The sequence below is a fragment of the Rhizobium sp. EC-SD404 genome (assembly GCF_902498825.1).
Taxonomy (GTDB): domain Bacteria; phylum Pseudomonadota; class Alphaproteobacteria; order Rhizobiales; family Rhizobiaceae; genus Georhizobium.
In genome coordinates this window covers 2984072-2998234 of sequence record NZ_LR701459.1, presented here as the reverse complement: position 1 = coordinate 2998234, position 14163 = coordinate 2984072, and the positions used below count along the sequence as shown (strand labels likewise).

Here is a 14163-nt window from a genome sequence, read left to right as displayed (position 1 = left end):
GCGGCCGCAAATCTGTGGTCGCCTTCGCTTCATCACGATCAGCAGTTGGCTTGAATGCCTTCCTGGTCTTCGGCAGCACGCGCCGTTTGGCAGGCTGCCGAGCGGGTCGCATCGTTGACCGTGTCTTCGGCCGAATTCATGAAATCGCGCGCGGCTTCGCCAGCGCGATCAATAGCGGGGCCGACGGCATCGGCGGCATCTTCAGCTGCCGAGCGTGCTGCTTCGCCCGTTTCGCGAGCGGCGTTTCCGATCGCGTCCATGGCTTCGCCGGTTTCGCGCGACGTGTCGTTTTCTTCGATGCCCGGAGCCGTGGTGCTGCCAGCCTGGTCGGGATCGTCGCCGCAGGCGGCAAGTCCGACAAGCGCTGCAAGGAGAATGGGAAGGGCACGGTTCATGGTCGGTGGTCCTTAAGAAGTTATTTTAGCATGAAGTGCTCAAGAACGCGCCTTGGCGCATCCGGTTCCAACTGAGGATGTGGAAGTCTCTCGCGAAGCTTCCTCTCAGACGGGTGTGACGAAACCGTCGAGCACCCGCTTCTGGCCGGCCTTGTCGAAGTCGATCGTCAGCTTGTTGCCCTCGATCGCCGCGACGTTGCCATTGCCGAATTTCATGTGGAAGACACGGTCGCCGATGGAGAAGGCGCTGGGCGTATCTGTGGTCGATTTTGCGACGAGTTCGCCTTCGATCGTCCGCACGCCGCGGGGCCCGCTCTCGCCATAGCCAACGCGCTCGACCTGATGGCCCGAGCGGCTGCCCCAGTTGCGGCTGGTCGCGTCGGTGCGGTTCGCCTGAGCGCGTTTCCAGCCAGGCGTCTCATAGGTCGAGGCGAATATTTCCGGGTTGTCGAAGCGGGACGCACCATAGGGATTCTGTCGTCCCGACGAAAAGCCTGACGAGCCGCCTCCATAGCGATTGTAGCCGCCATAGGACATTTCGGCTTCGGCGACCTCGACGTGCGCTTCCGGCAATTCGTCGAGAAAGCGGGATGGAATGGTCGATTGCCACAGTCCGTGGATGCGGCGGTTGGATACGAACCAGAGATGCACACGCTTCTTGGCGCGGGTCAGTCCCACATAGGCGAGGCGCCGCTCTTCCTCGAGGCCGGAACGGCCGCCTTCGTCGAGCGAGCGCTGATGCGGGAAAAGACCTTCTTCCCAGCCCGGCAGGAACACCGTCTCAAACTCAAGACCCTTGGCTGAGTGGAGCGTCATGATGCTGACGGCGTCCATCTCCTCCTTCTGCTCGGCGTCCATGACGAGCGCCACATGCTCGAGGAAACCGCGCATGGATTCGTAGAAATCCATCGAGCGGATGAGTTCCTTCAGGTTTTCCAGGCGTCCCGGCGCTTCGGCGGATTTGTCGTTCTGCCACATCTCCGTATAGCCGGATTCTTCCAGGATCCGTTCGGCCAACTCGGTGTGCGGCGTGTTTTCGAGCGCTGCCGACCAGCGGGTGAAACCCTCCACGACGTCGCGGAGGCTCTTGCGCGCCTTGGGCTTGAGCTCTTCGGTCTCGACGAGGTCGCGTGCGGCGGCGATCATTGGAATGTCACGGGCGCGGGCGTAATCGTGCAGCTGGCGGACCGTCGCGTCACCGAGGCCGCGCTTCGGCACATTGACGATACGCTCGAATGCGAGATCGTCGGCGGGCTGGCAGACTGCGCGGAAATAGGCCATCGCATCGCGGATTTCCTGCCGCTCATAGAAGCGCGGGCCACCGATGACGCGGTAGTTCAGGCCCATCGTCACGAAGCGATCTTCGAATTCCCGCATCTGGAACGACGCGCGAACGAGGATCGCCATGTCATTCAGATTGTGTCGGCGGCCATTGGCGTCGGGACGCTGCAACTGCTCGATCGTCTCGCCCACCGCGCGCGCTTCTTCCTCGGAGTCCCAGGCGGCGTGGACCTGAACCTTTTCGTGCTCCGGGTCGGACTGCTCGGTGAACAGCGTCTTGCCGAGCCGCCCTTCGTTATGGGCGATCAGATGGCCAGCCGCGCCGAGAATGTGCTCGGTCGATCGGTAGTTGCGCTCCAGACGAATGATGGTCGCGCCCGGGAAGTCCTTGTCGAAGCGCAGGATGTTGTCGACTTCTGCGCCGCGCCAGCCATAGATCGACTGATCGTCGTCGCCGACGCAGCAGACATTCACGCTGCCGCCGTGCTGTCCGGTCTCCTTCGATTGCGGGCGCTGGGCGAGCAGGCGCAGCCACATGTACTGGGCTGTGTTGGTGTCCTGATACTCGTCAACGAGCAGATATTTGAATTTGCGATGATAGTCTGCAAGCACGTCCGGGTTCGCCCTCAGCATGCGGATCGGGTGGCAGAGCAGGTCGCCGAAATCGCAGGCATTCAACGTCTTCAGGCGGTTTTGGTAAGCTTCGTAAAGCTCGCGACCCTTGCCGTTGGCGAAGGCGCGTGCATCGCCCTCGGGGATTTCGTGCGGCGCAAGCCCCTTGTTCTTCCAGCCATCGATCATCTGCGCGAACTGCCGCGCGGGCCAGCGCTTGTCGTCGAGTCCCTCGGCCTGGATCAGCTGCTTGATCAGGCGAATAACGTCATCGGTATCAAGAATGGTGAAATCAGAGCGCAGCCCGACCAGTTCGGCGTGGCGGCGCAAAAGCTTCACGCCGATGGAGTGGAAGGTGCCGAGCCATGGCATGCCCTCGACGGCACCGCCGACGAGCATGCCAACGCGCTCTTTCATCTCGCGCGCCGCTTTGTTGGTGAAGGTCACCGCCAGGATCTGTGAAGGGAAGGCGAGGCCGGTAGCCAGAATATGGGCGATACGCGTCGTCAACACGCGCGTCTTTCCCGTTCCGGCGCCGGCCAGAACCAGCAGGGGGCCCTCGGTCGTGACGACGGCCTGCCTCTGCTCGGGGTTGAGACCTACGAGATAATCGGGGGTGGGTGCGGACTGGTTGCGCGCCGCCATCGCGCGTGCCGCCAGCCCGGAGGGGCGCTTCACAGGCTCGCTGTCGCCGAAGAACGGAATATCGTTACTGCTGTCGATCATGGCCACCAATGTAGTGATTCGGGCGTCTAAGGCCAGCAATCGACCTCAATGACCAGCTACATAGAAAAACCGGCGGTCTTGCGACCGCCGGTTTTAATCAAGCATATCAGTGCAGTGTTACTGCGCGGGAGCCGGTGCCGGCGCCGGAGCAGGGTCCATCGCTCCGCCGGTGTCGGTGGCCGGCGGCGTAGCAACGTCCTGCTCGGCCATCTGGTCATCAAGGTCCATGAATTCCGGAGCGTTTTCCAGATCTTCGCGGGTCGCTTCGATGACGAGGCGAACATCACTCGAGTCAGGCTGCTGCTCGATCGTGATCATGTCGAAGTTCACGCCGACATCCTTCTGGCCAATGCCCAGGAAGCCGCCAACACCCACGACTGCCGTGCGTGCACCGCCGTCATCGGAGAAGATCAGGTCGGTGATCTCACCGATCGACTCGTCTTCCATGTTGTAGAGCGACTGGCCGACATAAGTGTTGGCCGAGACTTCGTTCTCTTCCTGCATGGTGATGAACATCTCGCCGGACGGAGCGTCCATCGAGGCGCTGTCGTCCGTCATCGGAGCATCTGCGTCCGTGTCAGGGGTCGTCGTATCGTCGGTGTCGCTGAGCATGTCGTCAGCTTCTTCCGTTGAATCGGCGTCATCCATGGTGCCGCTGTTGGCGTCGTTCGTATCGCCGGTCGTGGTTACAGGAGAGGTTGCGTCACCGTCTTCGATGTCTGCATCGGACTCAGTCGCATCGTCGACCGTGTCGGCAGCATCTTCAGCTGCATCGCTGGCTGCGTCGCCGGCATCATCGGCGGCTTCGCCCATGCTGTCGGTGGCGTCGTCCATCGTTTCTGCAGGCTCGTCAGTCGTTGCATCCGAACCTGGAGCAGGCTCGGTCTGAGCCGCTGCAGGGCTTACGATGCTGTCTGTGATCGCGGGATTGGTGAAGGCTGCGCCGGCGAACATTGCCCCCAGGGCGACCGATGTAAGAAGCGTGCGTTTCATGGTCTTCTCCTCTTTATGATCGGCCGGCACCCGTCGAGATGCGATTTCACGATTTTGTTATCGGCAGATCGATGGTGGAGGAACGGCGCACATCGGACTTGGTTCGGCAGACGTTCGATCAATTGAAGGTAACGGATTGAAACAATTTATCACGGAACTTTACTCGATTGAGCGACTTAGGTAGCGTTTTACGTCCGCTCGCCAGAGGCGCCATTTAGAGGTCACTGAGGAAGCCGAATTGACGCGACGCGGATCATCGATGGGTTTTTTCGGTCTTTTCGGTCGCTCCGAGGATCTTCGCCAGCTGGATGTGGCCTTGCGTGGGGCGGGTCTCCATCCTGCGCTTGTTCCAGAGGGCGCCAAACTCGCGATCTCCAATCTCCTGAAGGACGACAACGGCGGAAGCTACGCGGATCCGGCAACCTATCCGCACGTCGCGGACCTCATTGCCTATTGCCTGCTTGGCCACGATACCTTCGAGGGAGAGGTCGGCCCCGATCGCGCCCGCCAGGTCGAGGATCGCATCGGTGTCGCGCTCGACGCGGGGGAGGGTGTGGATGCGGATCTGATCCTGCTCACCCTTCACTCCAAGCTGATCCAACCGAGCGTCGTCGATCGTTTTGGGTTGAGTGCGGAAAAAGACGGGGAATAAACGTCCCTCGTCATCCGTTCTCGTCCGGGCTCCAAGTCGGTCGGAGCGCCGTCAAGACGGCTACAGGAGATTGCATGACCTCATCGCCTTTCTCTCGATCGGCGCGCGTAACGCGCAGGACCTTGCTGCGGCGCATGGGGATTGCCGCTTCGGCGGTCTACGTGGCTCCGATGCTGACCGGCGTGACTCGTGCCCGCGCATCAGACGGCTCAGGTGGCTCGGCCGGATCCGGCAGTGGTTCGGGCGTTGCGGCGCGTCCAGCACCGCCTCGACCGGAAATCGTCGTCGCGACGCCGGATGCGGGCGGTCTCGATCTTATTGCAGCCCAAGGCTACGCACTGGTCGAACGTGCTTCGATCGGTATCGTGACGCTCGAGTTGGGGCGCTTCACGCTGCCGCCGAACCGTACTGTCGTGGAAGCGGAGGCTGAGATCACCGGGCTCGTGCCGGGCGCGATCTTCGATCTCAATCATCTCTATGAGCCTGGCGAACTCACCTGCGCCGATGGCGATTGCCAGGCATTCCAACTGATCGGCTGGACCGACGATGCGCGGGCCTGTCCGGCGGGTGTGACGATCGGGATGATCGACACGACGGTCAATGCCGAGCATGCGGCGCTGGCCGGTGTCGCACTGGACAAGGTGCCGGTCCTGGCCGCCGATCGCACGGTCGGCAGCGCCGTTCACGGCACCGCGATCGCGATCCTTCTCGCCGGTGGCACCGACACGCGCACGCCAGGCCTCCTGAGCGGTGTGAGGCTGGTGGCGGCAGAAGCGTTCCATAGGGCGACCGATGGCGAGGACCGTGCCGACACATTCGACATCGCCCGGGCCATCGACCGGCTCGTCCAGCAGGACGTCTCCGTCATCAATATGAGCTTTGCCGGGCCGGCCAACGGCGTGCTCGAACGTGTGACGGATGCTGCGATCGAACGCGGCGTCATCCTCGTTGCCGCTGCTGGCAACGCCGGGCCTCAGTCGGAGCCGCTCTACCCCGCAGCCTATGAGGGCGTCGTGGCGGTGACTGCGGTGGACGGCGAGCGACAGGTCTATCGGCGCGCGGTCAACGGCCCGCATATCGATTTCGCAGGTCCGGGCGTCCAGCTTTGGACGGCCGCCTCCGTGAGTGGCGGGCGCTTCCGGTCCGGAACGTCCTACGCTGCGCCGTTCGTTTCGGCTGCGCTGGCCGTCGCGCGTGCACGCGAGCCGGACACGCCAAGCACCCAGTTGGTTTCGGCCCTTGCGGCGCAAGCCGCCGATCTCGGCGATCCCGGGCGTGACGACGTTTTCGGGTGGGGTCTGGTCCAGACGGAAGGCATCTGTCGATAGGGCGGCTCGCCAATCATCTATCCTGGCCGGATCGGGATGTGGCCCTAATTGCAGCCTATGCTTGCCGTCATGAAGCGCGCAGGAGGAACAGCATGACCCGTCCGACCATCACCCAAGACATGATTTCCGCTTATGACGAATACACCCATCTCACGCTCGACCGGCGTGGGTTCATGGAGAAGCTGACCAAGCTTGCGGGATCGGGAGCGGCGGCTGCCGCCATCGCGCCGATGCTGGCTGCAAGCAACGCCGCGGCGCAGCAGGTGCCGGAAGACGACAATCGCCTGGTTGCGGAAGACGTCACCTATCCGGGCGGCGACGGGGAGATGCAGGGCTATCTGGTGCACATGCGCGATACCGCGAACCCCATGCCCTCCGTCATCGTCATCCATGAGAACCGCGGCCTCAATCCCCATATCCGCGACGTTGCGCGGCGGTTGGCGCTCCAGGGTTTCCTCGTGCTTGCACCCGATTTCCTTTCGCCGGACGGTGGAACGCCGGAGGATGAAGAACGCGCACGCGAGATGATCGGTGCTCTCGATGGTGCCGCCACGATCGCCAACGCGACGGCGACCGTCGCCTTCCTCCAAGCCCATGAGAACGGCAACGGCCAAGTCGGGGCGGTAGGATTCTGTTGGGGTGGTGGCATGGTCAACGATCTGGCCGTCGCCTCGGAAGATCTCGCTGCGGGGGTCGCCTATTACGGTCGGCAGGCAGCCGTCGAGCAGGTGCCGAATATCCGCGCCGCGCTGATGCTGCATTATGCCGGCCTCGACGATCGCATCAATGCCGGCATCGAAGCCTATGAGGCTGCTCTCAAGGAACACGGCGTCGAATACCAGTTGTTCGTTTACGAAGGCGCCAACCACGCCTTCAACAACGATACGTCGAGCGCACGCTTCGATCCCGTCGCGGCAGCGGTCGCGTGGGAGCGGACTTTGGATTTCTTTAACGAGAAGCTCGCCACGCCCGCCTGACGATCAACCCAGACTAGGATTTTGATTCCGGGAACTGGCCCAAGCGACTGAACAGGAATCCATTTTCCTGATCAGTCGCCTTGGCTTTCGAGCCAGCGCATCAGGCGCAGCTCTGTGTCGTCCATCCATTCCGAAGCGGCCCCGCGTGAGGGACGCACGGCCTTCAACTGCTCCCTAAGAGAGCCTGCCTCGAATGCGTCGACCACTGCCGGGTGGATGTAGCAGCGCCGGCAGACGGCACGGGTGTTCCCGAGCCGCGATGCGACAGCGTCGACCGCGGCATTGATCTTGCGGGACGCATCGGTCTTCGAGGTTGGTGCGTCCAGTTCCGACAGGGCAATGGCGGCAAGCCTCGTGCCCGACCATGTCCGAAACAGCTTCGAACTCAGCTCCGAGCCGGTGATCTCGCGCAGATAGGCATTGATGTCGTCAGATTTGACGGTCGAGCGTCCACCATCGCCCGTCTCGTACTGGAAGAGCTGATGGCCTGGCAGTTCGTGGATGGTGCGGATGATCTTGGCGATCCGGCGATCGGTATGGGTCAGGTTCCATTCTTTGCCGGACTTGCCTTTAAACCGGAAGCGCATGACCGAGCCCGAAATGTCGAGATGACGCTTTTTCAGCGTAGTCAGGCCGAAGCTCTTGTTCTGCTTCGCATAAATCTCGTTGCCGACACGGATCAGAAGATTGTCGAGCATCCAGACCACAGATGCAGTGACCTTCTCGTAGGACAGCGACCGGCGGCGGAGATCGGAATCCACCTGCTCGCGGATCGTGGGCAGCAATTGCGCGAAAGCGGCGAGCTCGCCGTACTTCGTCGCATCGCGGGACTCACTCCATTTCGGGTGATAGCGATATTGCTTGCGCCCGCGCTGATCGCGTCCCGTTGCCTGAAGGTGGCCGAGCGGTTCGATCGTGATCCACACATCCTGGTAGGCGGGCGGGATCGCGAGCGAACGGATGCGGTCGATGTGATCGCCGGCGCCAAGCTTATCGCCATCGGGCGTCAGGTAGTAGAAGCCACGCCCGGCCTTGCGGCGACGAAAGCCGGGCGCCTCGTCGCTGACATAGATGAGACGCGCCGCCTTGGCGTGCTCTTCGGCTGAAATACGCTCGATCATTGCGGTGCTTTCAAATCGACGAAGCCTTCGAACCGGCGGAGCAGGGCGAGGACGACGACGCCGAGAACCGTCGCCGGCACGGCGATCGTCCAGTAGCCGAAGCCGATGGAGAGACCGATCGCTGCTGCAAGCCAGATGCCGGCCCCGGTCGTCAGGCCTTTCACTTCGCCCCTGGCAAAGACGATGAAGCCAGCGGCGAGAAACGCGACGCCTGCCGTGACGGCTTCGATGACGCGCAGCGGATCGATCTGGACGGCATTGTCGCCGAGATTGTCGGAGTGGATCACCTCGGTCGCGAGGATGGCGAAGGCGCTGGCAGCGACGGCCACAAGTGCATGAGTGCGCAGGCCGGCGGGACGCGCCCGCAATTCCCGCTCGAAGCCGATAACCGCCCCAAAAATCAGCGCTCCGACGAACCGCGCCCAGATGACGGGAGCGGGCAGAAAGGTGGGCTGGGTCATGTCGGCGATGATGCTATCCATTCGCCGCTGAAATTCAGCATCGCATCGATTGTTCCATCGGGGCGTGGGAACATTCGCGACATTGCCGATTTTCAGCAGATCGCAATTGCTTCCTGGAGATCGACGATGCCTGCGAAATCGAAAGCACAGCAGAAGGCCGCCGGTGCGGCGCTTTCCGCAAAGCGTGGCGACACCAAGAAATCCGACCTCAAGGGTGCTTCGAAAGACATGGTGGAATCCATGACGGAGAAGGAGTTGGAAGAGCTTGCGGAGACGAAGCGCAAAAAGCTGCCGAACAAGAAGAAGGGCTGAACTTCAGCCTATAACAAGCCGAGGGAACGAGCGCGTCACATTAGCGTTTTGTTGAAAACTGTGTTGCGTCAAGAGGAATGCCATGGTCGCGCGCGCTATGTGGAAAGGCCAACTGCGTCTTTCCCTCGTCTCCATCCCGGTCGAATTGTACAGCGCCACGAAAACGGGCGCCCGCATCAGTTTCCGCCAGATCCATGAACCGACGGGTAAGCCCATCCGCTATGAAAAGGTGGTGGACGGGCACGGGCCGGTCGATGCTGACGAGATCGTCAAAGGCTTCGAATACGACAAGGGCAACTATGTGCTGCTCGATCCGGACGAGATCGAAGCGGTGAAGCTCGAGACGCGAAAGACGCTCGAACTGGTACAATTCGTCGGGTCGTGCGAGATCTCGCCGCTCTACTACGACAAGCCCTATTACGTTGTGCCGACCGACGAACTTGCCGAGGATGCCTACCGCGTCGTGCGCGATGCGCTTCGCAAATCCGAAAAGGTGGGCCTTGGCCAATTGGCCATGCGCGGCCACGAATATCTCTGTGCAATCCGACCGTGCGGCGATGGTCTGCTGCTGGAGACGCTGCACTATGCCGACGAAATCCGAAAGGCGGACCCACTGTTTTCTGAAATCAGCGGAGCGGGCGCCGACGAGGAACTCCTCGAAGTGGCGACTGCGCTGATCGACCGGAAGACCGCGAAGTTCGATCCGAAAGTCTTCAAGGACCACTATGCCGACGCCTTGCGCGATCTCATCGATTCCAAGACGAAGAGCAAGACGTCGAAGCGCGTCGATACGGGCGACGACGACAAGCCGGCCAAGGGCGGCGACAATGTCGTCGACCTCATGTCGGCTCTGAAGAAGAGCCTGGAAACGTCCGACGGCAAGAAGAAGGCCGCGGCCGCGAAACCAAGCGCCTCTCGGTCCACCAAGACCGAGTCGAAAGCTGCGGCGAAACCCAAGACCGCTCCACGCAAGAAATCGGCTTGAGGGCCCTGATCGATGGCGTCCGCTGATCCGCTTTCAACCTACAACGCCAAGCGGGATTTCACCCGCACAGGCGAACCCAAGGGCAAGAAGGCGCGGACGCGGAAGGACAAGCTCCGTTTTCTCGTGCAGAAGCACGATGCGACGCGTCTGCACTACGATCTCCGTCTTGAGTGGGGAGGGGTCCTGAAAAGCTGGGCCGTCACCCGAGGGCCGAGCGTCGATCCGGGCGACAAGCGGCTCGCGGTCATGACCGAGGATCATCCGATGTCCTACGGCGACTTCGAAGGCGTGATCCCCAAGAAGGAATATGGCGGCGGCACCGTGATGCTCTGGGACCAAGGCACGTGGGAGCCGTTGCACGACCCGGAAGAGGGCCTCAAGGAAGGCAAGCTGCACTTCAACCTGCACGGCGAGAGGATGACGGGAGGCTGGGCTCTCGTCCGGATCAAGCCGCGCAAGGGCGAGAAGCGCGACAACTGGCTTCTGATCAAGGAGCGGGACGCCGTCGCCGAAAGCTTCGAGGGCGAAACGGGCGACATCATCACCACCGCCAACATGACCAGCATCACGTCCGGCCGGTCGATGGAGGAGATCGCAGCGTCCGCCGATGCGGTCTGGTCGTCCAGTGAGAAACCCGCTCTCAAGACCGCGAAGGCCGAAGCGGCGGAAGCGAAACGCCCGAAGCGGTCCTCTTCCATCGCGATGCCGGACTTTGAGCCTCCGATGCTGGCGACGCTCGTCGATGCCGCACCCGAGGGTGAGGACTGGCTGCATGAGGTGAAGTTCGACGGCTATCGTCTGATGGCTGCGATCGGCGGAAAGGGCGTTGCCCTCTATACGCGCACCGGGCTGGACTGGACGGAGAAATTTCCGGACGTCGCCAAGGCGCTCGAAGGACTGAACTGCAAAAGCGCGCTCATCGACGGCGAGGTCATGGCGAGCGACATTAGGGATGGCGGCTCCGCGTTTTCGGCACTGCAAAAGGCGATCAAGAGCGGCGATGCCAAGCGTTTCTTCGCTTTCGATCTGTTGTCGCTGAACGGCAAGGATCTGAAGAAGGATCCGCTGATCGATCGCAAGACGGCGCTTTCGAAGCTGATCTCGGAAAGCGCGGCCTCGCCGGTGGTGCAATACAGCGAGCATGTGCGCGGCCACGGCCCGAGCGTTTTCCGATCCATCTGCAAAGCAGGCCAGGAAGGCATCATCGCCAAGAAGGCGGATGCGCCGTATCGAGGCCGGCGCGGGCGCGAATGGCTGAAGGTGAAATGCACGAAGCGGCAGGAATTCGTCATCGGCGGCTATTCGAAATCCGACAAGCGCGGCCGGGCCTTCGCCTCGCTTCTTCTCGGGACGCGGGAAGGCGACAAGCTGATCTATCGCGGCCGGGTCGGCACCGGCTTCACGGGCGACACGCTGGACGAACTGGGCGCGCTCCTGAAGGCGCGTACCCGCAAATCGATGCCCTTCGAGAGCGTCGACGCGCAGTTCCGGCGTGATGCAGTCTGGGTGACGCCGGATCTCGTGGCGGAGGTCGACTATGCGGAGCTCACCGACGACGGCCATATCCGGCATGGCTCCTATCTCGGCCTTCGCGAAGACAAGGCGGCAGACGACATCACCCTAGAAAGCGCCACTTCAGACAAGGAGACGGACATGAGTTCGGAAGACGAGCCCGTCACGCCAAAGGGTAGCGCGCGCGCCAAAAGCGCCGCTTCGGAGGAGGTGCTTGGCATCAAGATCAGCAGCCCGTACCGCGTCGTCTTCCCGAAGCAGGGCGTCACCAAGATCGATCTGGCGCGCTATTTCGCCGTGGCTGCTGAACGGATGCTGCCCATCGTCGCCGGGCATCCCGTGTCGCTCGTGCGCTGTCCGCAGGGACGTACCAAGCAGTGCTTTTTCCAGAAGCACGCCAGCGATGGCTTCCCAGCCGAGATCAAGCGCGTGCCGATCAAGGAGAATTCTGGCGATACCGAGGACTACATGGTGCTGGACAGCGCCGAAGCTCTGGTCGCCGCCGTTCAGATGGGGACGCTCGAATTCCATATCTGGGGTTCGAACATGACCGATCTGGAGAAGCCGGTTCGCATGGTGTTCGACCTCGACCCGGATGAGCGGCTGACCTTTGACGACGTGCGCGAGGCCGCGTTTGCGATGCGTGACCGGCTCGCGGACCTGAAGCTGCAGAGCGTGCCAATGGTCACCGGCGGCAAGGGCGTGCACGTGATCGTGCCGTTGCAGCGGCGTGCCACGTGGCCGGAAGTGAAGGGCTTTTCGAAAAGCTTCGCCGCGGCTTTCGCCGAGGAAGAGCCAGATCGGTTCGTCGCGACCATGTCCAAGGCGAAGCGTAAGGGCCGCATCTTCATCGATTGGCTTCGAAACGAGCGGGGCTCGACGGCGATTGCGCCCTATTCGACGCGTTCGCGCGAAGGGGCACCTGTGGCGACGCCCGTTTCATGGGATGAGCTGGCCGATCTGGAAGAGGCGAGTGCGTTCCGGCTGCACGACATGCCGGCGCGGCTCGAGGCGCCCGACCCTTGGGCGGACGCGGCAGCCTGGCGCCAGTCTCTGACCAAGACCATGCTTAAGGCTTTCTCCGGATAAGCTTTAAGGACCGAACCAGTTTTCGCGACTTCCGACGGCAATTCGACGCCGGACCGCACAGTTGAAACGCATCCGTCGTTTGACTCACGAAAAAGTTATACCAATTGAAGAGATTTCTGAATGTCTTCGAATGCCGGGATTTGATCGATAGATTGCCAATTCGACGGTAAATCGACCATTATCCCCGTTGAACCAGCGCTCCAGTGCCAGCGTAAGGCCGTCGTCAACTTGGTTTTCAGTTTGGCGGGCTATGTTCCTTCAGGGTGCGTTCAGGTTCGCTGCCCTATCGCACATCTGTACAAATTCATTTGCGTGTTAAGTTTGCAGCGCAGCAAACGAAAACTTTTATTCGATTTCGCGGTTTGAGGATCATCGATGTCAGCATTCAAGCAGGGGGCTTTCGCTCTCATCATCGTGGCGGGGGCTGGTTTTGCCTGGCTGAAGCTCGATCCGAACGCGGTGACGAGGCTCGAGCAAGTTGGTGTGTCGCATCCGGCTCTGACAGCGCTTGCAGCGACCGGCGCCGACGAAGCTACGCCTGCGGGCGGACCAGGCGGGGCTCCGGCTGGTGCCGCAGGTGGCGGCGGTATGGCCTCTCAGGCGCGTCTTGTGATCACCGAACCCACGGGTCGGGCACAGGTGAACGACAGGCTTTCGGCGATTGGCAACGGCGAGGCCGTACGGACGGTCAATGTAACGCCCTACGTGACAGGGAACCTGGAAGAAGTGCTGGTCGAATCTGGGCAGTCCGTCGAGGAGGGCGATGTCATCGCCGAGCTTGCATCGGACGAACAGGTGATCGCCGTCGAACGGGCTCGACTGGACCTGGAAGACGCCGAGACCACGTTGCAGCGACGTCAGACCCTAAGAGATTCATCGGCTTCTGCGATCGCGAATGTCGAGATCACCCAGGCGGAACTCGCCGTTCAGACGGCGCGTCTCCAACTGCGTGAAGCCGAGCTCAATCTCTCGCGCCGCTCGATCACCGCTCCGATCGGTGGCGTGATTGGTATCGTTTCAGTCAACCCGGGCGACTACGTCACCACGACGACCGAAATTGTACGCATCGACGACCGTTCCGAACTGCTTGTCGATTTCTGGGTGCCTGAGCGTTTCGCAAGCATGATCGCCGTCGGTCTTCCTGTCACGGCCAACGCCATTTCGAGCCCCGACCAGACGCATGAGGGAGAGATCAGTGCCGTCGACAATCGCGTGGACCTGCAGAGCCGCACACTTTGGGTGCGTGCTTCGATCCCGAATGAGAACGATCGTCTGCGCGCCGGCATGTCCTTCTCGGTCGAGCTGACCTTCGACGGCGATGATTTCCCCACGGTCGATCCGCTTGCTCTGCAGTGGAGTGCCGATGGCTCGTTCGTCTGGCGCGTGGTGGATGGTCGCAGCCAGCGTGTCCCTGTTCGCATCGTTCAGCGCAATTCGGACTCGATCCTCGTCGACGCAGAGTTGGAAGAGGGTGACGACGTGGTCGTCGAAGGCTTGATGCAGCTGCGCGATGGTGCCGAAGTGGTCACTGTGACGGACGATGCCGGTGAGGCTGGCGACGCTGTCGCCGTCGGTCTCGATGGGCTGCCGGTGGCACGCAACATCCCGGCCGAGCCTTCGGCCGCACCTTCGGGTTCCTGAGAACCCCGCGTTCGCATCGCTGTTCCGGGGCACGCTTAGGTCCCAGAATTTGCCCTGAGACACTGTTCCGAGAAAGCG

Annotated in this window: 12 protein-coding genes; 7 read left to right on the top strand and 5 right to left on the bottom strand. The window is 61.9% G+C overall.

Going from position 1 to position 14163, the window contains the following annotated elements:
- Positions 1–38: 38 nt before the first annotated feature.
- From GC125_RS15265 to GC125_RS20290, 3 genes are all read right to left on the bottom strand, one after another.
- Positions 39–395, bottom strand: coding sequence for a hypothetical protein (locus GC125_RS15265; protein WP_151986429.1), 357 nt, complete (start codon positions 393–395; stop codon positions 39–41).
- A 105-nt stretch (positions 396–500) separates the two neighbouring features.
- Positions 501–3014, bottom strand: coding sequence for an ATP-dependent helicase (locus tag GC125_RS15260; protein WP_151986428.1), 2514 nt, complete (start codon positions 3012–3014; stop codon positions 501–503).
- Positions 3015–3131: 117 nt separating this feature from the next.
- The gene (locus tag GC125_RS20290) at positions 3132–4007 is read right to left on the bottom strand and encodes a PRC-barrel domain-containing protein (protein WP_286165531.1); all 876 of its coding nucleotides are present in this window, start codon (positions 4005–4007) and stop codon (positions 3132–3134) included.
- A 259-nt stretch (positions 4008–4266) separates the two neighbouring features.
- On the opposite strand from GC125_RS20290, the gene GC125_RS15250 reads away from it, so the two are divergent.
- The 3 genes from GC125_RS15250 to GC125_RS15240 all read left to right on the top strand — a co-directional run bounded on the left by GC125_RS15250 (position 4267) and on the right by GC125_RS15240 (position 6964).
- Positions 4267–4659, top strand: a complete 393-nt coding sequence (locus GC125_RS15250) for a hypothetical protein (protein ID WP_286165530.1) — start codon at positions 4267–4269, stop codon at positions 4657–4659.
- Positions 4660–4733: 74 nt separating this feature from the next.
- A complete protein-coding gene (locus GC125_RS15245) occupies positions 4734–5987 on the top strand; it encodes a S8 family serine peptidase (protein WP_151986426.1) in 1254 nt (417 codons plus the stop codon).
- Between the two features lie 92 nt (positions 5988–6079).
- Complete coding sequence (locus tag GC125_RS15240; RefSeq protein ID WP_151986425.1) at positions 6080–6964, top strand: dienelactone hydrolase family protein; 885 nt, start codon at positions 6080–6082, stop codon at positions 6962–6964.
- Between the two features lie 71 nt (positions 6965–7035).
- Here GC125_RS15240 and GC125_RS15235 read toward each other — a convergent pair whose 3' ends face one another.
- A complete protein-coding gene (locus GC125_RS15235; RefSeq protein ID WP_151986424.1) occupies positions 7036–8085 on the bottom strand; it encodes a DNA topoisomerase IB in 1050 nt (349 codons plus the stop codon).
- Positions 8082–8567, bottom strand: a complete 486-nt coding sequence (locus GC125_RS15230) for an MgtC/SapB family protein (protein WP_151986423.1) — start codon at positions 8565–8567, stop codon at positions 8082–8084. The genes GC125_RS15235 and GC125_RS15230 overlap by 4 nt, the downstream gene beginning before the upstream one ends.
- A 105-nt stretch (positions 8568–8672) precedes the next feature.
- Here GC125_RS15230 and GC125_RS15225 point away from each other — a divergent pair, with 105 nt between their 5' ends.
- The 4 genes from GC125_RS15225 to GC125_RS15210 all read left to right on the top strand — a co-directional run bounded on the left by GC125_RS15225 (position 8673) and on the right by GC125_RS15210 (position 14085).
- Positions 8673–8858 (top strand): DUF3008 family protein, encoded by a 186-nt coding sequence (locus GC125_RS15225; RefSeq protein ID WP_151986422.1) that lies wholly within the window; start codon positions 8673–8675, stop codon positions 8856–8858.
- Between the two features lie 82 nt (positions 8859–8940).
- The gene (ku, locus tag GC125_RS15220; RefSeq protein ID WP_151986421.1) at positions 8941–9843 is read left to right on the top strand and encodes a non-homologous end joining protein Ku; all 903 of its coding nucleotides are present in this window, start codon (positions 8941–8943) and stop codon (positions 9841–9843) included.
- A 12-nt stretch (positions 9844–9855) separates the two neighbouring features.
- The gene (gene ligD, locus GC125_RS15215) at positions 9856–12444 is read left to right on the top strand and encodes a DNA ligase D (RefSeq protein WP_151986420.1); all 2589 of its coding nucleotides are present in this window, start codon (positions 9856–9858) and stop codon (positions 12442–12444) included.
- 375 nt (positions 12445–12819) lie between these two features.
- Positions 12820–14085, top strand: coding sequence for an efflux RND transporter periplasmic adaptor subunit (locus GC125_RS15210; RefSeq protein WP_151986419.1), 1266 nt, complete (start codon positions 12820–12822; stop codon positions 14083–14085).
- Positions 14086–14163: the final 78 nt, after the last annotated feature.